Origin of the sequence: Kribbella sp. NPDC048928 (assembly GCF_043197975.1) — a bacterium.
In the GTDB taxonomy this organism is placed as follows: Bacteria; Actinomycetota; Actinomycetes; order Propionibacteriales; family Kribbellaceae; genus Kribbella.
This window is the reverse complement of record NZ_JBICUC010000004.1, coordinates 116257-138258: the sequence shown is the minus strand read 5'-3', so window position 1 is coordinate 138258 and position 22002 is coordinate 116257. Positions and strand designations below refer to the sequence as shown.

The window sequence follows — 22002 nt, the reverse complement described above, 5'->3', positions numbered from 1 at the left end:
GACGGCCGAGTGCAGGTGGTTAGCGGGGTGGGCGGCGGGGGGTGTTGCCGGGGCGGCGTTTGAAGGGGGAGCGGTTGCGTTCTTCGGTCGGTTCTTCGGACCAGGGGGCCGGGTTGCCGGCGGTGTTCTCGTCCTCTTCGGGCTGGCCGCTCCACCAGGGGCCGATGGGTTGTTCGGGCGGGGGCATCTGGCCGCGGGCGCGCCATTCGACGGTCGGCTCGTCGTGCGAGGTGGAGCGGCGTTCCCGGTTCGCGCGCTGCTCGGCGACGCTGAGGATCGTCCGGGTGGAGCTGTCGGAGTGCTGGTCGTACGACGGGTCCTGCTGGTCGTGATGCGGGTCGGACTGGTGCGGGTCCCGCGGGTGGTGGTGCGAGGGGCCGTCCGTACGGGGCCCGCCGAGACCGCCGGGGCGCAACGGCCCCTGGCTGGGACGTTGGACCGGACGCATCCGCAGTACGAGGAAGACCACGACGACCAGTACGCCCGCGAGGAACCCGAACCCGAGCCGCGGGATCAACGGCAGCACGATCCCGCACCCACCACCGATCACCCACGCCAGCTGCAGCACCGTCTCCGAGCGGGCGAACACCGACGTACGGACGGACTCCGGAACGTCGCGCTGGATCATCGCGTCCAGCGAAAGCTTCCCGAGCGAACTGCACAACCCGGCCACCAGGCCGAGCGCAATCAGGATCGGCAGGCCGTACAGCACCGCGACCGCGACCGCGACGAGGGCGTCCGCGAGCAGCACCACCAGGACGACACCTTCAGGTTTGCGGGCCTTGAGCAACGATCCGAACAGGGTGCCGAGGCTGTTCCCGATCCCAGCCGCACCGATCACTGCGGCCGCCGCGACCGCGCCCTTGACGCCGCTGATCGGCTGGTCGCGGAGCAGGAACGCCAGGTACATGGTGAGGAATCCGGACACGAACCGCAGGCCGAGGTTGCACCGGATCCCGCGCGCCACCGCCGAGGTGATCGCGCGCTTGCGAGCATTGCGTCCCGCGGGACCGGTGACTTCCTCGTCGGCGGGGGAGTCGACCGCGCCGGGCAGGCGGATCGCGAGGACCAGGCCGACGATGTACACCAGCGCGGCCCAGCGCAGCGACCACTGCGGGCCGATCGCCGCGAACGCACCGGCGATCCCGGCGCCGATCGCGCCGCCTGCGACACCGGCGAGCGAGATCCGCGAGTTGGCCGTGACGAGCGTGATCTGCTGGGGGAGCAGGCGCGGTACGGCCGACGCGCGCGTGACGCCGTACGCCTTCGAGGCGACGAGGCAGCCGAGGGCGGCCGGATACAGCCAGGCCGAACCGTGGCCGGAGATCGACGACGCCAGGCTCCAGACCAGGAACGCGCGGGCGCCGAGCGTCGCGCCGATCGCCCAGCGGCGACCGTGCCGGAATCGGTCCAGGATCGGTCCGATCAGCGGCGCCATCAACGCGAACGGTGCCATCGTCAGCAGCAGGAACAGGGCCACGCGGTCGCGCGCCTGGTCGCTCGGCACGGTGAAGAACACGGTCCCCGCGAGCGACACCGCGAAGGCGGTGTCACCGGCGGCGTTCACTGCGCCGAGCTCGATCAGTCGCGAGAGGCCTGATTCGCCGGCTCCTTGGGCGCTGGTCAGCCCGCGGATCCGCCGCCCGGTCGCCCGGCCGACCTTCCCGCTGACTGCGGCCGCCTTCTTGGAAGCCGAGGCGACGCCCTCCGCGCCCACCTTCGAGGCGTGCCCGACCTTCTTCCCGGCGCTTCCGACCTTCTTACCCGCACTCCCGACCCGCTCGCGCGCGTCCCCGAGCCGGTCGCCGGACGGCTTTCCCTTCCCAGCGTCGCCCGCGGTCGGATCACCGTTTCTGCCGTCCCCGGTGCGTACGTCGTCACGCCCGGTGCCGGCGGGGTTGCTGCCGCGGCGGGCGTTCGGGTCGTCCGGGTCGGGAGGGTGCATGAAACCATCCTGCCTCTTCCCGGGGACAGACCGCAGGCACCGCGCGTACCGGGGTGGTTCACGGGCGGTTCGGCGTACGGCAGAGGGCGTGCGAGAATGGGCGATTGTGACTCCCGTCAAAGCCCCGGAACCGGTACGCGCGAAGCCCGACGCCGTCTGCGTCGCGGCGGTCGAACCGGCGCGTGCGGCCGCGGTCGCAGAGGCCGGCGCCGCACAGGTCGGGGAGCACCTCGGCCATCAGGTCGAGGGCGAGCGCCTCGTCACGCACTACTTCGCCTCCGCCCACCCCGGGTACCGCGGGTGGCGCTGGGCCGTCACGGTCACCCGCGCCTCGCGTGCGAAGACCGTCACGGTGAACGAGGTCGTTATGCTGCCGGGCGGCGATGCGGTGGTCGCGCCCGAGTGGGTCCCGTGGTCGGATCGCGTCCAGCCGGGCGACCTGCGTCCCGGTGACCTGTTCCCGACGCACGCGGACGACCCGCGCCTCGAGCCGGGTTTCACCGACACTGCGGACGCCCCCGAGGACGTGCTCACGGTCGTCGAGGAGCTCGGCCTCGGTCGCGAGCGGGTGCTCTCGCCGTTCGGTCGTGAGGACGCGGCCGAGCGCTGGTACGCCGGGGACTTCGGGCCGACGTCCGCAATCGCCCAGGCGGTCCCGTACAAGTGCCACTCCTGCGGCTACTGGATCCGGCTCGCCGACAGCCTCGGCCAGGCGTTCGGCGTCTGCGCGAACGAGATGGCCCCGGGCGAGGCCCGCGTCGTTGCCTACGACTACGGCTGCGGCGCGCACTCGGACGCGACCATCGAAAACCCGGAACAGCCCACGCCGGAGCACGCCTTCGACACCACCGGCTACGACACCCTCGAGCTGGCCCAGCCCGAAGCCTGACGTCTTCGGGTCAGTCTTCGGTGGCGGGGCGGTGCCCGGCCTGGATGGCGGCCCAGCGGCGCTTGCAGTACCAGAGACCGATCAGGCCGAGACCGAAGCCGGCCACCGGGACCCAGAGCCACCAGTCGAGGTCGTTGTTCTTGAGGTGGCCGCGGAGCAGCAGCAGGACGACGAAGGACACGGCCCAGAGCACGATGCCGGTGATCACGCTGGGGATGCCGGACAGGTCCAGCGGCTTGACCTCGGCGTGCACCAGCTCGCCGCGGGCCAGCTGGCTGGTCGGGTCGGTGCGCTTCTTGGATGCCCCCTGATCCTCCGTCACGGGTCTACCTTAGCTTCCGGCGTACAACGGTTTGCGGTATGTGCTCGCACCTGCCCGGTGAGACCTGGCACGATGCCGTCATGAGCTCGCCCCAGGCCGCGACGGCCCGCTCCGGTTCCGGTCCTCTGGACTCCTTCTTCAAGATCAGTGAACGCGGATCCACCATCGGCCGGGAGGTCCGTGGTGGGCTGGTCACGTTCTTCACGATGGCGTACATCGTCGTGCTGAACCCACTGATCATCGGCACCGTCAAGGACGGCGCCGGCCAGTTCGTCGGTGGCGGCACCGACCCGGCGGCGGCGATCGCGAAGATCGCGGTGGCGACCGCGCTGGTGGCCGGTGTGGTGACGATCCTGATGGGCCTGGTCGCGAACTTCCCGCTCGCGCTCGCCACCGGCCTCGGCCTGAACGCGTTCCTGGCGTTCTCCGTGGCGACCAAGATGACCTGGGCCGACGCGATGGGCCTGGTGGTCCTCGAGGGCCTGATCATCCTGGTCCTGGTGCTGACCGGGTTCCGCAAGGCGGTGTTCGAGGCGGTGCCGCTGCAGCTGAAGATCGCGATCAGCGTCGGCATCGGCCTGTTCATCACGTTCATCGGCGTGATCGACGCGGGGTTCGTACGTCGCCCCGCCGCCCTCAGCGGCCCGCCCGTCGAGCTGGGTGTCGGCGGCAGCCTCCGCGGCTGGCCGGTGCTGGTGTTCGTGTTCGGTCTGGTCCTGATCGTGGCGCTGTACGCACGCAAGGTGAAGGGCTCGATCCTGATCGGGATCCTGGCCGCGACCGTCCTCGCGATCGTGATCGAGTCGATCGCCTCCATCGGCGCCCGGACCGACAAGAACCCGGGCGGCTGGGGCCTGAGCGTGCCGAAGCTGCCGGACCAGTGGTTCACGAAACCGAACCTGGACACGATCGGCGAGTTCAACCTGTTCGGGTCGTTCGGGAAGATCGGGGTGGTGTCGGCGCTGCTGCTGATCTTCACGCTGATGCTCGCGGACTTCTTCGACACGATGGGCACGATGACCGCGATCGGCGCCGAGGCCGGCCTGAACGACAAGGACGGCATCCCGCCGAACTCGCAGCGCATCCTGATCGTCGACAGCGTCGCGGCCGCGGCCGGTGGCGCCGCCTCCGTCTCGAGCAACACCTCGTACATCGAATCGGCCTCGGGCGTCGGCGAGGGCGCAAGGACCGGGCTGGCGAGCGTGGTGACCGGGATCTGCTTCCTGATCTCGATGGTGGTCGCGCCGCTGGTGACCCTGGTTCCGTACGAGGCCGCGACGCCGGCGCTGATCCTGGTCGGGTTCTTGATGATGACGCAGGTGAAGGGGATCGACTTCGACGATCTCGAGATCGCGTTCCCGGCGTTCCTGACGATCGTGCTGATGCCGTTCACGTACTCGATCTCGGCGGGCATCGGGGCCGGCTTCGTCTCGTTCGTGCTCCTCAAGCTGGTCCGCGGCAAGGCCCGCCAGGTGCATCCGCTGATGTGGGTGGTCTCGGTGCTGTTCGTGGTCTACTTCGCGATCGGCCCGCTGACGGACTGGCTGACCTGAGTGGATCCGGTCGAGGAACTCCCGGCACAGTCCGCCCGGACCGGCCGGTTCACGTACGGCCTGCCGAAGTCGTTCACGCTGCACGACGAACACCTGCTGTTCCTGCGCACCCGCGGCCCGGAGGACAGCACCAGTTGCCTGTGGCAATTGGATCGCGACGGAGTGGAACAGCTTGTCGTCGCGCCCGAGGACCTGGTCGCGGGCGGCCGGCTTCCGGACGCCGAGCGAATCCGGCGGGAACGCAGCCGCGAGCGTACGTCGGGAATCGTTGCCTACTCCTCCGATCGGACGGGCCGGCAGATCGTCTTCGGGCTCCAGGGCGTGCTGTACCACCTGGACGGCCCGGACGCGCTGCCCCGGGAGATCTGGACCGCGGGTCCGGTCGTCGAGCCGCGGATCGACCCGACCGGTCGCCGGGTCGCGTACGTCACCGGCCGCGAGCTGCACGTGGTGGATCTTGCTGACGGCAACAACCTGGCCGTGGCCGCGGACGACGATCCCGAGGTCAGCTGGGGCCTGCCCGAGCACGTGGCCGCCGAATCCATGGGCCGTCAGCGCGGACACTGGTGGTCGCCGGACGGGACCCGCCTGCTCGCGGCCCGCGTCGACCAGACGCCGGTGCAGCGCTGGTGGATCGCCGACCCGGCGAACCCGGACCGTCTGCCCCGCGAGGTCGCGTACCCGGCCGCCGGCACGCCGAACGCGATCGTCACCCTGCACGCCTTCGACCTGACCGGCGGCGCGGTCGAGATCCGGTGGGACCGGTCGGCGTACGAGTATTTGGCCGCGGTCACCTGGGATGCGCATGGACCGCTGCTGTCCGTACAGTCCCGCGACCAGCGCACTGTGCTGGTGCTCGCGGGCGACCCCGACAGCGGTGAGACGAAGCTCCTCCACGAGCAGCGGGACCCGGCGTGGGTCGAGCTGATCCACGGCACGCCCGCCCGTACCGCGGCCGGCAAACTCGTCCACACCGAGGACGACGGCGAGACCCGGCGGCTGACGATCGACGGCGTACCGATCACCCCGGACGGTCTCCAGATCCGCGGCGTCCTCGACGTGTCCGGTGAAGAGGTCCTCTTCGAGGCGAACGACGAGCCGACCGAAAGCCACCTCTGGCTGTACGACGGTGAGCTCCGCCGGCTCAGCTCCGAACCAGGCACCCACAGCGGGAGCCGCGCCGGCGACGCACTCCTCCTCATGTCCAGCACCGAGTCCGGCCAGACCGTCATCGTCCGTCGACCAGGCCAACCCGACCAAGCCGTGGAGTCCAGGGCCGCGGAGCCGATCCTCCAGCCGCGCATCACTTGGCTCCGAGCCGGTGAGCTCGAGCTGCGTACCGCCGTCCTGCTCCCGTCCTGGTACGAATCCGGCACGCTCCCCGTACTCATGGCGCCGTACGGCGGCCCCGCGATGCAGCTCGCGATGCGGCGCTCGGGGAGTGCTTTCGTGACCGCGCAGTGGTTCGCGGAGCACGGGTTCGCGGTGGTGATCGCGGACGGTCGCGGTACGCCGGGCCGCGGTCCGGTCTGGGAGAAGGCCGTCCACCTCGACACGCTGACCGGGCCTCTCGACGATCAGGTCACCGCACTGCAGGCGGCCGCCGAGCAGACAGGTGCGCTCGACCTGAGCCGGGTCGGTATCCGCGGCTGGAGCTACGGCGGTCTGCTCGCCGCGGCCGCAGTACTGCTGCGCCCGGACCACTTCCACGCGGCCGTCGCCGGTGCGGCGCCCGCGGATCCGCGCCTCTACGACACGCACTGGCGGGAGCGGTTCCTCGGTCATCCCGATCAGAACGCCGAGATCTACGACCGGTTGTCTTTGATGACGTACGCCGCCGAGCTGCGCCGCCCGCTCCTGCTCGTCCACGGCCTGGCCGACGACAACGTCTTCGCCGCCCACACGCTCAGGTTCTCGGCCGCGCTACTGGCCGCGGGCCGCCCGCACCAGGTCCTCCCACTCTCGAACACGACCCACATGGCCGGTGGATCCGCGGCCGAGGGCCTCATGCGTCACGAACTGGACTTCCTGTCGACGCATCTGCATCCCGCATCGCCAGGTACTCCGCGCGAGCGGTGAAGAGGTCGCGGAGTTCCGTACTGACGTTGTCGAGGAAGTCGGTGCGGAACGTGGAGTCGGTGAGCAGCGCGATCGAGTAGTAGAGGCCGGTGAAGTTCGCGATCCCGACCGCGACCTTGACGAGCGAGGCGCTGAGCACGAGCGGGTGGTTCAGGAGCGTCACGTGGTACGACCAGGAGCCGACGGTCACGCCCCACTGGTCGTAGATGTGCTGGCTGATCGCGAGCATGCCGAAGGCAACGAAGAACAGTCCGACGCCCGCGCTCACCACCAGGACCTGCATCCATTGCCGGATCACCAGGCTGACGCTGAGGTTCAGTCGCTGGCTGCGGCGCAGCGGCGGGCCGGAGCCGGCGTCGCGCTCGATGGCGTCCACCTCGTGCGGCAACCGGATCAGTAGGAACAGTGTGCTCAGCGCGGTGAAGGCAACCACCGAGAACACGATGAACGCGGTCGGCATCCCGGCGAAGACCTGCCACATGTCCGCGGTCACGAACAGTACGAGTGAGAAGACCAGCAGCAGCGGCAGCGCCCGGATCAGGCTGGCCACCGAGTTCGCCAGCTCGCCTGCGAGCCGGCGCAGACCCCAGTACGTCGTGGCGATCAGGCCGTAGCCGATCACGACGTACGCGACGCCGAGCAGCAACAGGTTGCCGGCGGCAATCCCGAAGAACTGGCGGAACTGCTCCTGGGTGACCACGGGCAGGAGTGCCGGCAGGAACACGAACACCGCCAGCTCCGGGATGCCGAAACGGGTCGGCAGCGACCAGAACGGCCGCCCGCGGAACCCGTTCAGCAGGCCGAAGCCGACGACCAGCGCGACCAGCCCGCCGAGGGCGGCCAGCAGGTTCTGCCACCAGCGCCAGTCCAGGGAGGTGGCGCCGAGCATCTCGATACCGAACACCACGACGAGCAGCGGTGCGGCCCGCGTGAAGATGTCGTGCGTCGGCGACAGGTCCTCGATGAACAGCGGCAGCCCCGCCCGCCGGAACCGCTGCTCGTACCGCTCCAGCTCGCCCGTCGTTCCCATGAGCCGGAACCCTAGCCGCTCGCGTACCGAAGAACGGGTAGTGGTGGCGCTCAGCCCGCCCCGGTCACGCTCAGCCCCGCGGCGCCCAGCCGCCCGGGCCGGCCACCACCCGTCCGTAGGTACGGGAATACCGATGGGTGGCTGTGCGTTTTTAGTTAGCAAAGGTAATGAGTTAAGGTAAAGACATGCCCGAAGTCGTAGCCCAGCAGGTGAAGAGTGATGTCGGGCTGGCGAGTGCCCTGCGGTCGTCGACCCTGCGGCTGTCCCGGCAGATCCGGCGGCAGCGTGAGCCCGGTCACGACCTCACCGCGAACCAGCTCAGCGTGCTCGGCGCGCTGGCCAAGCACGACGCGATGACGATCGGTGAGCTGGCCGCCCACGAGCAGGTCAAGCCGCCGTCGATGACGCGCATCGTGACGAACCTGGAGGAGGCGGGCCTGGTGCTCCGCCGCCCGCACCCGACCGACAAGCGCCAGATCGTCGTCGAGCTGACCGACCGCGCGGACAAGCTGATCCTGGCCAACCGCCGGCGCCGCGACGAATGGCTGCAGACCAAACTGAAGCAACTGACCCCCGAGGAGCGCGACATCCTGCGCAAGGCAGCACCTGTTCTCGAACGTCTGGCGGCGATGTGAGCCCCACCTTCCGCGCGTTCAAAGTCCGCAACTTCCGGCTTTACGCCACCGGTGCGATCGTCTCGAACGTCGGTACCTGGATGCAGCGTGTCGCCCAGGACTGGCTGGTCCTGGAGCTGACCCATTCGGGTACGGCGCTGGGCATCGTCACCGGCCTGCAGTTCCTCCCCGCCCTGCTGTTCGGGCCGTACGCGGGCCTGGTCGCCGACCGCTTCCCGAAGCGGCAGGTCCTGACCGTCACGCAGATCGCGATGGCGAGCGTCGCGCTGGTCCTCGGTGCCCTCACGATCGCCGATGTCGTCCAGCCCTGGCATGTGTACCTGCTGGCGCTGCTGTTCGGTGTCGGTACGGCGTTCGACGCCCCGACCCGGCAGGCGTTCGTGGTCGAGATGGTCGGCCGGGACGAGCTGTCCAACGCCGTCGGGCTGAACTCTGCCTCCTTCAACGCCGCCCGGCTGTTCGGCCCGGCGCTCGCGGGTCTGCTGATCAACTGGATCGGCACCGGTCCGGTGATCCTGATCAACGCGTTCACCTACGCCGCCGTGATCCTGTCGCTGCGGCTGATGCGGGTCGGCGAGCTCTACACCCCGAAGCCGGCGGCGCGTGACAAGGGCATGATCCGGGACGGCATGCGCTACCTGTGGCGCCGCCCGGAGCTGATGATGGTGCTCGTCGCGGTGTTCTTCGCGGGCACCTTCGGCCTGAACTTCCAGCTGACCTCGGCGCTGATGGCGACCCAGGCGTTCCACAAGGGCGCGGGGGAGTACGGCATCCTCGGCTCGGTGCTGGCGATCGGATCGCTGGCCGGAGCGCTGCTGGCGGCCCGGCGGGTCCGGATCCGCGCCCGGCTGGTGGTCGGTGCGGCGCTCGCGTTCGGGGTTGCGGAGGTCGTCAGCGCGCTGATGCCGACGTACCTGACCTTCGCGCTGGTGCTGCCGATCGTCGGCCTGTCGTCGCTGACCATGCTGACCTCGGCGAACGCGACCATGCAGCTGAGCATCGAGCCGACCATGCGCGGCCGGGTGATGGCGCTCTACATGACGGTCCTGATGGGCGGTACGCCGATCGGGTCGCCGTTCATCGGCTGGATCGGGCAGGAGTTCGGCGCCCGTTCCTCGCTGATCGTCGGCGGCGGGATGACCGTGCTCGGCACCGTCGGCTCGGTGCTGTACTTCTCCCGCAAGCGCGGCCTCGCGATCCGTCCGCGGCTGCTGCCCCGCCCGCACCTCGAGGTGCTCCCGCAGAGCGAACTCCTCGGCGAGAAGGCCGCCGTCGACGCCGCCCCCGACCTCACGGCGCGGGACATCCCGGCGGCGCCCGAGGTGGACGAGCGACAGAAGGGCCCACAGGTCGCGTAGCTGTACCGCCACGCGGGCAGAACCCGCCCAAACGGGCCGAAATCACCCTCGAAACGGGGGTTTTGCCTGCGTGGCGGTACAACCAGCTACGGGCGGATGCGGGTCAGGAGGCGGGCGGCGAAGAACAGGGCGTCGACGTCCGCGTCCCGCCGGGTGAGCATCGCGGCCGGGTCGTGCTTCGGCTTCGGGCGTTCGAGCGGGGTCTGGCCGGTACCGATCCGGAGGAACCCACGCCCGCCGATCCGGCCCTGGTACGGCCGCCATTCCACGTCGAGAACGGTGTCCAGCGGCACCGACCACGGGTTGCCGAGCGCCGTCTTCCGCCGTCCGGCGCCGCGCTCGTACGCGAACGTGAGCTGCCCGTTCGCCACCGACAGCGTCGCGTCCCGCCCCTCGATCCGGTCCGGAGCAGGCGGCGGCGCGAGCAACCAGCGCGAGGCGGCCGCCGGTACGTCGCGGCGCGCGAGCGTACGCCGGATCTCGCCGGCGATCCGCTCCGCGAGCACCGGATCGACGCCCGGGAAGTCGTACGGATCGGCCAGGGCCGTGCACCCGGTGACGGACTGCAGCGGATCGGCGCCCTCGCGAAGGATGAGCCGCAGGCCGCCGTCGCGCACCTCGACCGACTGCAGCGCCTCGACCGGCAGGACCCGCTCGCCCAGGCGCTCCCGCAGCGAACTGGTCAGCGGATCCAGCCCGGTCTGCGTCCCGTCGTACCGAACCCTGAGGGTCCCGGTCCCGTCCCAGACCACCGTGCCGTTCACGCTCACCAACTCACCACCTGCCACCCGCCCATCCTTCCCCCTGAGTGGGTCTCTCACCTGTAACGCGCACAATAGGGTGTGACCAATTACGATCTTGTCGTCATCGGGACCGGGTCCGGGAACACGATCGTCAACCGGCGGTTCGCGGACTGGAAGGTGGCGTTCGTCGAGCGCGGCACGTTCGGCGGCACCTGCCTGAACTTCGGCTGCATCCCGACCAAGATGTTCGTGCACGCCGCCGACGTGGCCGCGACCCCGTCGGTGAGCTCGCGGTACGGCGTCGACGAGCAACTGCTCGGCGTCCGCTGGCCGGACGTCCGGGACCGGATCTTCGGCCGGATCGACCCGATCTCCGCGAGCGGGTCGGAGTACCGGCACCACAACCCGGACAACGCCAACGTCACGTTCTACGACGGCACCGGGCGGTTCACCGGCTTCAAGGAGCTGACCGTCGACAACAAGGACGGCTCGACGAGCGTGTTCAGCGCCGAGCGGTTCGTGATCGCCACGGGCAGCCGGCCGGTCGTACCGCCGATCCCCGGCCTCGAGGAGACCGGGTACCACACGTCGAACACGATCATGCGGCTCGAGGAGCTGCCGCGCCGGATCGCGATCATCGGCAGCGGGTTCGTGGCGGCCGAGTTCGCGCACGTGTTCGCGGCGTTCGGCGTCGAGGTGACGATCGTGGCCCGCTCGAAGGAGCTGCTCCGGCCCGAGGACGGCGAGGTCGCGGCCCGCTTCACCGAGATCGCCCAGGAGCTGTACGACGTACGCCTGAACCACGAGACCGTCCGCGTCGCCCGGCGTGACGACGGCTCGATCCAGCTGAAGATGCTGACCCCGACGGGCGTCGACGAACTGGTCGTCGACGAGCTGCTGGTCGCGGTCGGCCGGACGCCGAACTCGGACCTGGACCTGGACACCACCGGCGTGGAGGTCGACACCGAGGGCCGGGTGGTGGTCGACGCGTACCAGCAGACCGCTGTCGAGGGCATCTACGCGCTCGGCGACGTGACGAGCCCGCTGCAGCTGAAGCATGTCGCGAACCACGAGGCGCGGGTGGTGAAGCACAACCTGCTGAACCCGGACGACCGGATCGAGTCCGACCACCGTTTCGTCCCGCACGCGGTGTTCAGTTCGCCGCAGATCGCCTCTGTCGGGCTCACCGAGGAGCAGGCCAAAGAGCGTGGGATCCCTTATGTGGCGGCGGTTCAGCGGTACGCAGACATCGCGTACGGCTGGGCGATGGAGGACACCACCGGGTTCGCCAAGGTGCTGGCCGACCCGAAGAGCGGGCAGATCATCGGCTGCCACATCATCGGCCCGCAGGCGCCGACCCTGATCCAGCCGGTGGTGCAGGCGATGAGCTTCGGCCTGGACGCGTACACGATGGCCCGCGGCCAGTACTGGATCCACCCGGCGATGCCCGAGCTGATCGAGAACGCCCTGCTCAAGCTCGACCTACATCCGGAAGGCTGAGATCACGTCGGCGACCGCGTCGAGCGTGTCCAGGTCGGGGAGGCTGATCATCACCTCGGCCACCCCGGCCTCGGACAGCTCCCGGAACCGCCCGATCTGATCGTCGACCGTGCCCGCGTTCACCGAGGCGGCGTACTTCTCGGGGTTCGCGTTCCGCGGCCGGAGCCGGGCGATCAGCTCGTCGAGCTGCGCGCGGTCGCGCCCCACCAGGGTGGTGGACAGATGCGTCAGCTCGACGTTCGGACCGGCATACTGCGCGCGTTTGCGGACCGCCTCGACATCGCCGAACACATTGACGGCGTCGGCGTACCGGCTTGCCAGCCTTAGTGTCCTCGGCCCGCTGCCACCGACCAGCACCGGTAGGTGCTCCTGCAATGGGCGTGGATAACAGGTGGTGTCCGGGACGTCGAGCACCTTGCCGTGGAACGGTTTGTTGCCTGGCCCCCACATCACGGGCAGCAGTTGCAGGGCGTCCTCGAGCAACGCGTACCGCCCGCTCACCGAAGGAAACGGCCACCCGTACGCCTTGTGCTCGGCCTCGAACCAGCCGAGCCCGACCCCGCACACGGCCCGCCCACCACTCAGTACGTCGAGGGTCGCCGCGATCTTCCCGAGATGGGCGACGTTGCGGTACGTGATCCCCGTGACGAGCGTGCCGAGCCGCACCCGCGTCGTACACGCGGCCAAGTACGCGAGCGTCGTCCAGCTCTCCAGGAAATCGTCCCACGCCCGCCCGACCTGCGGGATCTGCCGGAAATGGTCCATGACGTAGATCGCGTCGAACCCGGCCGCCTCGGCCCGCTCCGCCACCTCACGCACCCACGCAGCCGTCCCCACGCGACCGCCAGGATGCGTGTAGCTGCTCAGCTGCAGCCCGAACCGCAATCCCACCGGCGCCTCGGACTGCCGGGTCTGTGCCGCCGCCGACTCCACAAACGCGCTCGGCACCACGCGCAGCGCAGCAGGCTGCAGTACGTCGTCGTACCCGTCGTCCGCGAGCTCGGTCTTCGCGACCCGCCACGACCGCAACTGGGACGTCAGTACGTCGGCCGGAATGCGCTTCGCCGTACGCTCCCGATTGCGCTTCCTGCACTCCTCGGCCGGGGTATCGAACGCCACGGCAACACAGGCCATCCCCGCCTCCCGCGCCGCCGCCAACCAGCGCATCCTCCGCTCCCTGTCCAGCCCCAGCGTGTCGATGACCGTCGTCAACCGCCGCCCGATCCGTTGCCGCACCACCTCTTCCAGCAACGCGAACGCGTCCGCACTGGCAGCGATGTCGTCCTCCCCGGCCCCCACCAACGCCCGCAACCGATCACTCGACACGATCAACTCACCCGCGAAATGCTCCGCGGCCCACGACGATTTCCCCGACGCTCCTGGGCCCACCAGCACGACGACACACGGCGAAGGCAGCTTCAACTCGGACACAAAAAGAGTTTCCATCACCGCTAGGCTTTTCGGATGCGATTGTTTGTGGCGGTGGTGCCGCCTGTTGAGGTTGTGGAGGATCTGGGGGCGTTCGTCGAGCCGCGCCGGGAGCATCCGGACGACGACATCCGGTGGGCGGCGGACGAGCACTGGCACATCACGCTGGCGTTTCTCGGTGACGTACCGGACTGGAAGACCGAGGAGCTCGAGGAGCGGCTGGAGCGGGCCGCCGAGCGGCAGAAGCCGTTCGAACTGCAGGTCGCCGGCGCCGGCGCGTTCCCGGGCGTACCGGATGCGCGGGTGCTGTACGCCGGCGTCCGCGACGACACCGAGTCACTGCAGCACCTGTCGATGACGACCCGTTCGGCCGCGAGCCGGGCCGGGGTCACGGTCGAGGGTCGGAAGTTCACGCCGCACCTGACGCTCGCGCGGCTGCGCCGGCAACTCGATGTCACCAAGTGGGTGCGGATCTTCGACACCTACGAGAGTCCGGTCTGGACCGCAGGCAGTCTGCGGCTGATCGAGTCCCGGCTGGGCGAGGGCCCCGGGCAGACTGCGGCGTACGTCACCGTAGGCGAATGGGATTTCTTAGGCTAACCTCATCAAGGTTAGCCGTACCTAAGAAGCCGAAAGTGTCCCCGCCATGCTTGCGAACTATCTGATCGGACTCCGCGAAGGCCTCGAGGCGTCGCTGGTGGTCAGCATTCTGGCGACGTTCCTGGTCAAGTCCGGGCACCGGGACCGGCTCAAACTGGTCTGGATCGGCGTCGTCTCGGCGCTGGCCGTGGCGGCCGCCGCCTGGGGCCTGCTGCAGTTCGTCACCGCGCTGACCGCGAAGTCGTTCACCACCCAGGAGACCGTCGGCGGCGTGATGTCGATCCTCGCGGTCGGCTTCGTCACCTGGATGATCTTCTGGATGCGCAAGGCGTCCCGCAGCATCGCCAAGGAACTGCGCGACCGGATGACCCAGGCCCTCGAGGTCGGGTCCCGCGCGGTGGTGATCCTGGCCTTCCTCGCGGTCTTCCGGGAGAGCATCGAGACCGCGTTCATCGTGTACGCGTCGGCCGCCTCCGCGACCACCGCCGTGCCGCTGATCGGGGTCCTGCTGGGCCTCGGCACCGCGGTGCTGCTGGGAATCGCGATCTACAAGGGCGCGGTGAAGATCAACCTCGCGGTGTTCTTCAAGTGGACCGGCGCGGTGCTGATCCTGGTCGCGGCCGGCATCTTCGCGTACGGCTTCCACGACCTGCAAGAGGCGAATATCCTGCCCGGCCTGCACACGCTCGCCTTCGACATCTCGCACGTCGTCCCGCCGGACAGTTGGTACGGCGTGCTGCTGAAGGGCATCTTCAACTTCAACCCGGCACCGTCGGTGCTCGAGGCGACCGCGTGGCTCGTCTACCTCGTCCCGGTGCTGTTCTTGTACTTCCGCCCGGTGAAGAGCTCCGCGCCGCCCGCCGTACCTGCCGGCAAGCCCGCCGGCGAAGCGGCCTGATCCACACCCCTCGTCCCGTTTCCGCACAGGAGAACCATGTCCGCGTCCCTGGCTCGTAAGGCCTCCGTACTCGCTGCCGTCGCCGGCCTGGCCACGCTCACAGCGTGCGCGAAGGACACCCCCGCGGCGAAGGACGACGGCTCCGGCCCGGTGTCGGTGCAGGCATCCGACTCCGGCTGCGACCTGAGCCGCCGCGACGTGAAGTCCGGCACCAGTACGTTCTCGGTGTCGAACGGTGGCAGCAAGGTCACCGAGTTCTACGTGTACGCCGACGGCGACCGCGTGATGGGCGAGGTCGAGAACATCGGCCCCGGCCTGAAGCGGGACCTGATCGTCGAGCTGCCGACCGGCAAGTACCAGGCGGTCTGCAAGCCGGGCATGGTCGGCGACGGGATCCGTGGCGATCTGACGGTCACCGGGGACGTGCCGGCGCAGATCGACACCGACACCGCGCTCAAGCAGGCGACCGAGAGCTATCAGCGGTACGTGAACTCGCAGGCGGTCGCGCTGGAGCAGAAGACCGCCGAGTTCGTCACCGCGGTGAAGGCCGGCGACGTCGCGAAGGCGAAGGCGCTGTTCCCGGTCTCGCGGACGTACTGGGAGCGGATCGAGCCGGTCGCGGAGTCGTTCGGCGACCTCGACCCGAAGATCGACGCCCGGGTGAACGACGTCGAGCCGGGCACCGAGTGGACCGGGTACCACCGGATCGAGCAGGCGCTCTGGGTCTCCAACACCACCAAGGGCATGGAGAAGTACGCCGACCAGCTGCTCACCGATGTGAAGACGGTCGTAGCGAAGGCGAAGGTCGTGAAGCTCACGCCGCTGCAGCTCGCGAACGGCGCGAAGGAACTGCTTGACGAGGTCGCGACCGGCAAGGTCACCGGCGAGGAGGACCGCTACTCGCACACCGACCTGTGGGACTTCCAGGCGAACGTCGAGGGCTCGCAGGCGGCGATCCAGGCGCTCCGCCCGGCGCTCCAGGCCCGCGACGCGGCGCTCGTTACGCAACTGGACACGCAGTTCAAGGCAGTCTTCGCGTCCCTCGACAAGTACCGCACCGGCGACGGCTTCAAGCCTTATACCGCCACCGAACCAGAGAAGAAGGCCCTCGGCGCAGTCGTGGACGGCCTGGCCGAACCGGTCAGCAAGGTCGCCGGAGTACTCGCAAAGAAATGAGCGAACGTATGGGGATCTCTCGCCGCGGCCTGTTGGGGGCCGCGGGTGCCGCCGTGGCCACCGGTGTCGCCGGGTACGCCGCGCACTCTGTCCTCAGCGACGAGAAGGTCCAGGCTGCCGACAACAACGGGCCGGTGGAGTTCCATGGACCTCGGCAGGCTGGGATCGTTACGCCTGTGCAGGATCGGTTGCACTTTGCGGCGTTCGACGTGACGACGACGAAGCGGGACGAGTTGGTCGCGCTGCTGAAGGAGTGGACGGCGGCCGCCGCGCTGCTCACCGCCGGCCGGGACATCGGTCAGTACGGGGCCGTGAACGGGCCGGACGAGGCACCTCCGGAGGACACCGGCGAGGCGGTCGGCCTACCACCCGCACGCCTGACGATCACCGTCGGCTTCGGTCCGACGCTGTTCGACAAGCGCTTCGGACTGGCCGCGAAACGACCGAAGGCGCTGGTCGACCTCCCGCATTTCATCGGCGACGACCTCGACCCGGAACGCTCGTACGGTGACATCGCCGTACAAGCCTGCTCCGACGACCCACAGGTCGCTGTGCACGCGATCCGCAACCTGGCGCGGATCGGTTTCGGGCGGGTCGCCGTACGGTACTCACAGCTCGGCTTCGGACGTACGTCGTCCACCTCCCGCGCGCAGGCCACGCCGCGGAACCTGTTCGGGTTCAAGGACGGCACGAACAACCTCAAGCTCGAGGACGCCGACAAGCTCGAGCAGCAGCTGTGGGTGCAGCCCGAGGACGGCCCGGACTGGATGGTCGGTGGCTCGTACCTGGTGTCGCGACGGATCCGGATGAACATCGAGATCTGGGACCGTACGTCGCTCGGCGAACAGGAGCAGATCATCGGCCGCGGCAAGGGCACCGGCGCACCGCTGGGCAAGGCCGACGAGTTCGACGCGATCGACTTCGCCGCCAAGAGCGCCGACGGCGGCCCGAAGGTGCCGACCGACTCACACGTCCGGCTGGCGCACCCACAGTTCAACAACGGTGCCGAGCTTCTCCGCCGCGGGTACAACTTCGTCGACGGCTCCGACGGACTGGGCCGTCTCGAGGCCGGCCTGTTCTTCCTCGCCTACCAACGCGATCCGCGCAAACAGTTCATCCCGATCCAGAACCAGCTGGCCAAGAACGACACGATGAACGAGTACATCCACCACGTCGGCTCCGGCATCTTCGCCTGCCCACCCGGCGTAACCCCGGGCTCGTACTGGGGCGAAAAACTCCTCAGCTGAACCGTCGCGTCACTATCTTGTGGCAGTGAGCAACCAGCAGCCCACTCCGCGCCGGTCCCGCGCCGGCTGGATCGTGCTCGGGGTGGTGATCGCGTTCGTACTGAGCGGTCTCGTCATCGTCGGCGTGCAGACGATCTCCGAGAAGCACCGAGCGGCCGCCGAGCGAGCAGAGAAAAGCAAACCATCGGCAACCGCCTCGGCGACGCCGCCGCCGGACGGGACGTACTGCTACGGCTGCTTCTACACGATGACGCTGCCGGCGTTTCGCAGCCATGTCGAAGCCAACGGCTATGCGTGCCAGGCCGAGGCAGCAGACCGAACGCTGTGCACCAAAGGCAAAACCGCCGTGGTGACGTTCCGGAAGTCGGCCCAGCATCCGAGCCGGCTCGGCATCTTCTCCGTCCGTACTTCGACTCCCGGCCCGTTCGATCGTGCCAAAGGCAACGCTCTGGCGATCGCGGCGACCAACGCCGAACTCCGGCGCCTGCTCGCCGGAATCTTCGCCGACCCGAAGATCCACCAGGCGATCGTCGGGCATTACAGCTACAGCCTCGAGGACTGCGAACCGATGACCCTCACGGGTTTTCGCCTCACCTGCACAACGCCGACGACCACGGAGATCTCCGAACGCTCCGCCACCTGGACCAGCTCGGCGACGATCGAGGGCGAGTACAACAGATAGCCGCTCAGGGGCGCACGGCGAGGAAATTCAGTACCTCGCAGGAGAACACGATGGTGTCGTGCTGGTTGAGCAACTCTGTGCGGGTGCGGATCAGGCCGCGGTCCGGCTTCGAACGGCTGGGGCGGGCCTCGAGTACTTCGGTACGCAGCCGCAGTACGTCGCCCGGACGGACGGGGGCGGGCCAGCGGAGCTCGTCGACGCCGGGGCCGCCCAGACTCGCTTCCTTGGACAGGAACTGGTCGGCGTAGAGCCGCATCATCAGGCCCGCGGTGTGCCAGCCGCTGGCGATCAGGCCCTGGAACGGGCCGTCCGCGGCGGCTTCCGGATCCACATGGAAGTACTGCGGATCGAACTCCTCGGCGAACTCGATGACGGCGGTCTGGTCGACGGTGATCGTGGCCGGGTGCTCGACGGGAGCACCCGGCTGGTAGTCCTCGAAGTACATGCGTCCTATTTGACCGCACCGGCAGTTACGCCGGCGACGAAGTGTCGCTGTGCGAGCAGGAAGCCGATGACGACCGGGACGCTGACGACCAGGGCGGCCGCCATGATCTGGTTCCAGTAGATGTTCGTCTGGGTGGAGTACTGGCGGAGGCCGACGGACAGTGTGCGGTTGGCCTCGGTGGTCATCACCGAGGCGAACAACACCTCGCCCCACGCGGTCATGAACGAGTAGATCGCCACCGCGATCACGCCGGGACGCGCCGCGGGCAGGACGACCCGCCACAGTGCGCCCATCGGACCACAGCCGTCGACCAGCGCCGCCTCGTCCAGCTCGCGCGGGATGCTGTCGAAGTACCCGGCGAGCATCCAGATCGAGAACGGCAGGCTGAACGTCAGGTACGTGATGATCAGCCCGAGCCGCGTCCCGACCAGCTGCAGACCGAACGAGTTGTTGATGTTCACGAAGATCAGGAACAACGGCAGCAGGAACAGCACGCCCGGGAACATCTGCGTCGACAGTACGGTCGTGGTGAACACCGTCCGCCCGCGGAACCGAAACCGCGACACCGCGAACGCCGCGAGGATCGCGATCGCCACCGAGAAGACCGTCGCGGACACCGACACGATCGTCGAGTTCACGAAGTACTTCGCCAGCGGCACCGTCTTCCACATGTCGACGAACGGCGCGAGCGTCAGGTTCGACGGCCACCAGGTGAAGGCGCCCTGTACGTCCTTCAGCGGCTTGAGCGACGACGTGACCATCACGTACAGCGGGATCAGCACGAACAGCCCGAGCACAGTCAGGGTGACACCGCGGTAGATCTTGAAGCCTCTGGTCTCACGCACGACGTGACCTCCTTCCGGTGACGAGCAGATAGGCGCCGGTGACGATCATCAAGAAGATCAGCAGCAGTACGGACATCGCCGCACCGGTCCCGAAGTTCCAGGTCAGGAACGACGCGTTGTAGATGTGGAACGTGATCAGGTCACCGGCCGGCGGCTGCGCCGTACCGAACAGCACGTACGGCGTGTTGAAGTCGCTGAACGTCCACAGGAACAGGACGAGCACCAGCACCAGGTTGACCGGGCGCAGCGACGGCAGCGTGATGTTGCGCCACTGCCGGATGTTGCCGGCGCCGTCCACCGACGCGGCCTCGTACAGGTCCCGCGGGATGCTCTGCATACCGGCCATCAGGGTGAGGAACGCGAACGTCCAGAGCTTCCAGCCGGCCACCGTGATCAGCGACACCAGCGCGTTGCCACCGATCAGCCAGAAGGTGTTGCCGTCGCTGAGGTGCAGCTGCTGCAGGATGTGGTTCACGGCGCCGGTGTCGCGCTGCAGCATGAAGTTCCAGGTCAGAATTCCCGCGTACGCCGGGAGCGCGTACGGCACCAGGAACAACGTCCGGACGATGCCGCGGCCGCGGAACTCGGGCTGCAGCGCGACCGCGGCCGCCATCCCCAGTACCCACGAGAACGCGACCGTGACGAGGGAGAAGACGACGGTGACGCCGAACGACTTCAGCAGGCCCTGGCCGACCGCGTTGTTGAAGTCCAGCGCGACCTTGTAGTTGTTGATCCCGGCGCCGGGGGCGGCGGACCAGTTGGCGATGAAGAACTTGGTGAGCTTCACGAAGCTCATCCAGATCCCGACCAGCATCGGGATGATGTGGATCAGCAGCTCCAGCAACACCGCCGGGGCCAGCAGTGCGTACGGCAGCCAGCGGTTCAGGCCCGGCCGGTGCTCGGGGCCGCGCTTGGCCTTGGATTTCGCGGGCTTTGCGGCGGCCGGCGTCGCGTGCTCTGTGGCGACGGACATCCTTCGAGTCGCCTCCTGTCTCGAACAGTGCGTTGCGTCCGAGGCTTTGTGGCTTGGCAGCCACAAAGCCTCGGACGCAAGCGGGGGTGGGTCAGCTGCCGGCTGCTACCTGGTCCTGGGCGGTCTTCAGGGCCGCCTTCACGTCGTCGGCGCTCACCGTGCCGCCGGTCGCGATCTTGGCGAACATCGAGTTCATCGCCTTGCCGACGGTGCTCTCGAACTGGTCCTCGGCCGGCACCAGCGGCAGCGGCTTGGACTTGGTGTTGTAGACGTCGGAGAAGGTCGCCGCCTCGGCCGCGTCGGTGGTGAAGACCGGCTTCGCGTCCTTCAGCACCGGCAGCGAGGAGAACGGCTTGCCGAGCGTGGTCTGCGTGGTCGCGTCCGTCATGTACTTCACGAACTTCAGCGCCGCGTCCTTGTGCTTGGTGTTCTTGAACACCGACAGGTTGATGCCCGCCACGTGGCTGGCCACCTGCTCGCCACCGGCCGGAGCCGGGAACGGTACGACGCCGTACTCGCCGGCCTTCATGCCGTTGGCGACGATCGAGGAGTCCGCGTTGTTCTGGTTGATGACCATCGCGACCTTCTTGGTGGCGAAGTCGTTCACCGACTTGGTGCCGTTGTCGTACTGCGCGTTGGACGGGTTCGCGACCTTGTCCTTCTGCATCAGGTCGAGGTACCGCAGCACGCCCTGCACGTTGCCGTCACCGTCGAAGGTCGGCTTGCCGTCCTTGTCGAACCACTCGGCCTTGTTCTGCGCGGCGTTGATGAACGCGAAGTGCACGTTCTCGGTGTAGCTGCCGGCCGCCAGCGCCATGCCCCACTGCTTCTTGGCGGGGATGGTCAGCTTCTGCGCGTCGGTGACCATCTCTTCCCAGGTCTTCGGCGGCTGCAGGCCGGCGGCGGCGAACATCGCCTTGTTGTAGTACAGGCCGTAGGCCAGGCCGTACAGCGGGACCGAGGTCGGGTCGGTGCCCTCCTTGCCGCCGGTCGCCAGAGCCGTCGGCACGAACTTGTCCTTGCCGCCGATCGCGGTCATCGCGTCGCCGTCGAACGGCAGGAACGCGTCGGTCGCCTGCAGCGAGGCCGCCCAGGTGTTGCCGATGTTCACCACGTCCGGCGCCTGGCCGGAGGTGATCGCGGTCTGGATCCGCGTCTGCAGATCGTTCCAGCCGATCACCTCGAGGTTGACCTTGATGCCGGTGTCTTGAGTGAACTTCTGCAGGACCGGGGTCAGCACCTCCTTGTCGTTGTCCAGGCTGGTGCCCTGGTTGCTGGCCCAGTAGGTCAGCGTCTGGTCACCGGTACTGCCGCCGGAGGAGTCATCCTTGTCGCCGCCGCCACAGGCGGCGAGGGTGATTCCCATGGCGGTCGCCGCAACCGCGGCTACAAGCGAACGCAGTCTCACGTCGGACTCCCTCGTCCCTTCGAGCCCCCGCGGACCTGCGGGGGCGGATCGGCCCCATACTGACCTAACCGGTTAAGTTTCGAAACCCTAACCGGTTCAGTAGAAGCGTGTTCGTTACGACCTCGTGACCCGCCCAACCTCCTCCGGTGCACCGGCAAACGCAATCCGACACACACCGGAACCACCCGATTTCACACAGTCTTCAAACAGGCCCCGAGCATCACCCCGCCAGCCCTCGCCGCCGTC

At 68.5% G+C, this 22002-nt stretch carries 20 protein-coding genes; 11 read left to right on the top strand and 9 right to left on the bottom strand.

Going from position 1 to position 22002, the window contains the following annotated elements:
• Positions 1-19 precede the first annotated feature (19 nt).
• A complete protein-coding gene (locus tag ACGFI6_RS18525; RefSeq protein ID WP_393119986.1) occupies positions 20-1945 on the bottom strand; it encodes an MFS transporter in 1926 nt (641 codons plus the stop codon).
• Between the two features lie 106 nt (positions 1946-2051).
• Here ACGFI6_RS18525 and ACGFI6_RS18520 point away from each other — a divergent pair, with 106 nt between their 5' ends.
• Entirely contained in the window at positions 2052-2834 is a 783-nt protein-coding gene (locus tag ACGFI6_RS18520; RefSeq protein ID WP_393119984.1) for a DUF3027 domain-containing protein, read from the top strand.
• Between the two features lie 10 nt (positions 2835-2844).
• Here the strand turns inward: ACGFI6_RS18520 and ACGFI6_RS18515 are convergent, their stop codons facing one another.
• A complete protein-coding gene (locus tag ACGFI6_RS18515; RefSeq protein WP_393119983.1) occupies positions 2845-3156 on the bottom strand; it encodes a DUF2530 domain-containing protein in 312 nt (103 codons plus the stop codon).
• Positions 3157-3236: 80 nt separating this feature from the next.
• Between ACGFI6_RS18515 and ACGFI6_RS18510 the strand changes: the two genes are divergently transcribed.
• Positions 3237-4709, top strand: coding sequence for an NCS2 family permease (locus ACGFI6_RS18510; protein ID WP_393119981.1), 1473 nt, complete (start codon positions 3237-3239; stop codon positions 4707-4709).
• Complete coding sequence (locus ACGFI6_RS18505; protein WP_393119979.1) at positions 4710-6788, top strand: prolyl oligopeptidase family serine peptidase; 2079 nt, start codon at positions 4710-4712, stop codon at positions 6786-6788.
• Here ACGFI6_RS18505 and ACGFI6_RS18500 read toward each other — a convergent pair.
• Positions 6715-7818 carry a hypothetical protein gene (locus ACGFI6_RS18500; RefSeq protein WP_393119977.1) on the bottom strand — a complete coding sequence of 368 codons (1104 nt, stop codon included), beginning with the start codon at positions 7816-7818 and terminating at the stop codon, positions 6715-6717. The two genes, ACGFI6_RS18505 and ACGFI6_RS18500, sit on opposite strands and share 74 nt — an antisense overlap.
• A 185-nt stretch (positions 7819-8003) precedes the next feature.
• Between ACGFI6_RS18500 and ACGFI6_RS18495 the strand changes: the two genes are divergently transcribed.
• Together ACGFI6_RS18495 and ACGFI6_RS18490 are read left to right on the top strand one after the other, a co-directional pair.
• Positions 8004-8453, top strand: a complete 450-nt coding sequence (locus ACGFI6_RS18495; protein ID WP_393119975.1) for a MarR family winged helix-turn-helix transcriptional regulator — start codon at positions 8004-8006, stop codon at positions 8451-8453.
• A complete protein-coding gene (locus ACGFI6_RS18490) occupies positions 8450-9811 on the top strand; it encodes an MFS transporter (protein ID WP_393119973.1) in 1362 nt (453 codons plus the stop codon). The genes ACGFI6_RS18495 and ACGFI6_RS18490 overlap by 4 nt, the downstream gene beginning before the upstream one ends.
• Positions 9812-9897: 86 nt before the next feature.
• On the opposite strand, the gene ACGFI6_RS18485 is transcribed toward ACGFI6_RS18490, so the two are convergent.
• Positions 9898-10599 carry a DUF4429 domain-containing protein gene (locus tag ACGFI6_RS18485; RefSeq protein WP_393119971.1) on the bottom strand — a complete coding sequence of 234 codons (702 nt, stop codon included), beginning with the start codon at positions 10597-10599 and terminating at the stop codon, positions 9898-9900.
• Between the two features lie 54 nt (positions 10600-10653).
• Between ACGFI6_RS18485 and ACGFI6_RS18480 the strand changes: the two genes are divergently transcribed.
• Positions 10654-12054: a mycothione reductase gene (locus tag ACGFI6_RS18480; protein WP_393119969.1), complete on the top strand. Its 1401-nt coding sequence runs from the start codon at positions 10654-10656 to the stop codon at positions 12052-12054.
• Here ACGFI6_RS18480 and ACGFI6_RS18475 read toward each other — a convergent pair.
• Positions 12037-13485, bottom strand: coding sequence for an LLM class flavin-dependent oxidoreductase (locus ACGFI6_RS18475; protein WP_393119968.1), 1449 nt, complete (start codon positions 13483-13485; stop codon positions 12037-12039). The genes ACGFI6_RS18480 and ACGFI6_RS18475 overlap by 18 nt on opposite strands.
• 33 nt (positions 13486-13518) lie before the next feature.
• Between ACGFI6_RS18475 and thpR the strand changes: the two genes are divergently transcribed.
• The 5 genes from thpR to ACGFI6_RS18450 are packed head-to-tail and all read left to right on the top strand — an operon-like array spanning position 13519 to position 18085.
• Positions 13519-14082 carry an RNA 2',3'-cyclic phosphodiesterase gene (thpR, locus tag ACGFI6_RS18470; protein WP_393119967.1) on the top strand — a complete coding sequence of 188 codons (564 nt, stop codon included), beginning with the start codon at positions 13519-13521 and terminating at the stop codon, positions 14080-14082.
• 46 nt (positions 14083-14128) lie between these two features.
• On the top strand, positions 14129-14980 hold the full coding sequence (efeU, locus tag ACGFI6_RS18465) for an iron uptake transporter permease EfeU (RefSeq protein ID WP_393119965.1): 852 nt from the start codon (positions 14129-14131) through the stop codon (positions 14978-14980).
• Between the two features lie 36 nt (positions 14981-15016).
• Positions 15017-16156 (top strand): iron uptake system protein EfeO, encoded by a 1140-nt coding sequence (efeO, locus tag ACGFI6_RS18460; RefSeq protein WP_393119963.1) that lies wholly within the window; start codon positions 15017-15019, stop codon positions 16154-16156.
• Positions 16157-16164: 8 nt separating this feature from the next.
• On the top strand, positions 16165-17403 hold the full coding sequence (efeB, locus tag ACGFI6_RS18455; protein WP_393119962.1) for an iron uptake transporter deferrochelatase/peroxidase subunit: 1239 nt from the start codon (positions 16165-16167) through the stop codon (positions 17401-17403).
• 25 nt (positions 17404-17428) lie between these two features.
• Positions 17429-18085 carry a hypothetical protein gene (locus tag ACGFI6_RS18450; RefSeq protein WP_393119961.1) on the top strand — a complete coding sequence of 219 codons (657 nt, stop codon included), beginning with the start codon at positions 17429-17431 and terminating at the stop codon, positions 18083-18085.
• A 4-nt stretch (positions 18086-18089) separates the two neighbouring features.
• On the opposite strand, the gene ACGFI6_RS18445 is transcribed toward ACGFI6_RS18450, so the two are convergent.
• From ACGFI6_RS18445 to ACGFI6_RS18430, 4 genes are all read right to left on the bottom strand, one after another.
• A complete protein-coding gene (locus ACGFI6_RS18445; RefSeq protein ID WP_393119959.1) occupies positions 18090-18530 on the bottom strand; it encodes a MaoC family dehydratase in 441 nt (146 codons plus the stop codon).
• Positions 18531-18535: 5 nt separating this feature from the next.
• Positions 18536-19375 carry a carbohydrate ABC transporter permease gene (locus ACGFI6_RS18440; RefSeq protein ID WP_393119957.1) on the bottom strand — a complete coding sequence of 280 codons (840 nt, stop codon included), beginning with the start codon at positions 19373-19375 and terminating at the stop codon, positions 18536-18538.
• On the bottom strand, positions 19368-20348 hold the full coding sequence (locus ACGFI6_RS18435; protein WP_393119955.1) for a carbohydrate ABC transporter permease: 981 nt from the start codon (positions 20346-20348) through the stop codon (positions 19368-19370). Before ACGFI6_RS18435 ends, ACGFI6_RS18440 begins: the two co-directional genes overlap by 8 nt.
• Positions 20349-20439: 91 nt before the next feature.
• The gene (locus ACGFI6_RS18430; RefSeq protein ID WP_393119953.1) at positions 20440-21756 is read right to left on the bottom strand and encodes an ABC transporter substrate-binding protein; all 1317 of its coding nucleotides are present in this window, start codon (positions 21754-21756) and stop codon (positions 20440-20442) included.
• Positions 21757-22002 lie beyond the last annotated feature (246 nt).

Coding starts and splice junctions, on each gene's coding strand:
- ACGFI6_RS18495 (WP_393119975.1), top strand. CDS start 8,004: ATGCCCGAAGTCGTAGCCCAGCAGGTGAAGAGTGATGTCGGGCTGGCG.
- ACGFI6_RS18435 (WP_393119955.1), bottom strand. CDS start 20,348: ATGTCCGTCGCCACAGAGCACGCGACGCCGGCCGCCGCAAAGCCCGCG.
- ACGFI6_RS18445 (WP_393119959.1), bottom strand. CDS start 18,530: ATGTACTTCGAGGACTACCAGCCGGGTGCTCCCGTCGAGCACCCGGCC.
- ACGFI6_RS18525 (WP_393119986.1), bottom strand. CDS start 1,945: ATGCACCCTCCCGACCCGGACGACCCGAACGCCCGCCGCGGCAGCAAC.
- efeB (WP_393119962.1), top strand. CDS start 16,165: ATGGGGATCTCTCGCCGCGGCCTGTTGGGGGCCGCGGGTGCCGCCGTG.
- efeO (WP_393119963.1), top strand. CDS start 15,017: ATGTCCGCGTCCCTGGCTCGTAAGGCCTCCGTACTCGCTGCCGTCGCC.
- thpR (WP_393119967.1), top strand. CDS start 13,519: ATGCGATTGTTTGTGGCGGTGGTGCCGCCTGTTGAGGTTGTGGAGGAT.
- ACGFI6_RS18500 (WP_393119977.1), bottom strand. CDS start 7,818: ATGGGAACGACGGGCGAGCTGGAGCGGTACGAGCAGCGGTTCCGGCGG.
- efeU (WP_393119965.1), top strand. CDS start 14,129: ATGCTTGCGAACTATCTGATCGGACTCCGCGAAGGCCTCGAGGCGTCG.
- ACGFI6_RS18510 (WP_393119981.1), top strand. CDS start 3,237: ATGAGCTCGCCCCAGGCCGCGACGGCCCGCTCCGGTTCCGGTCCTCTG.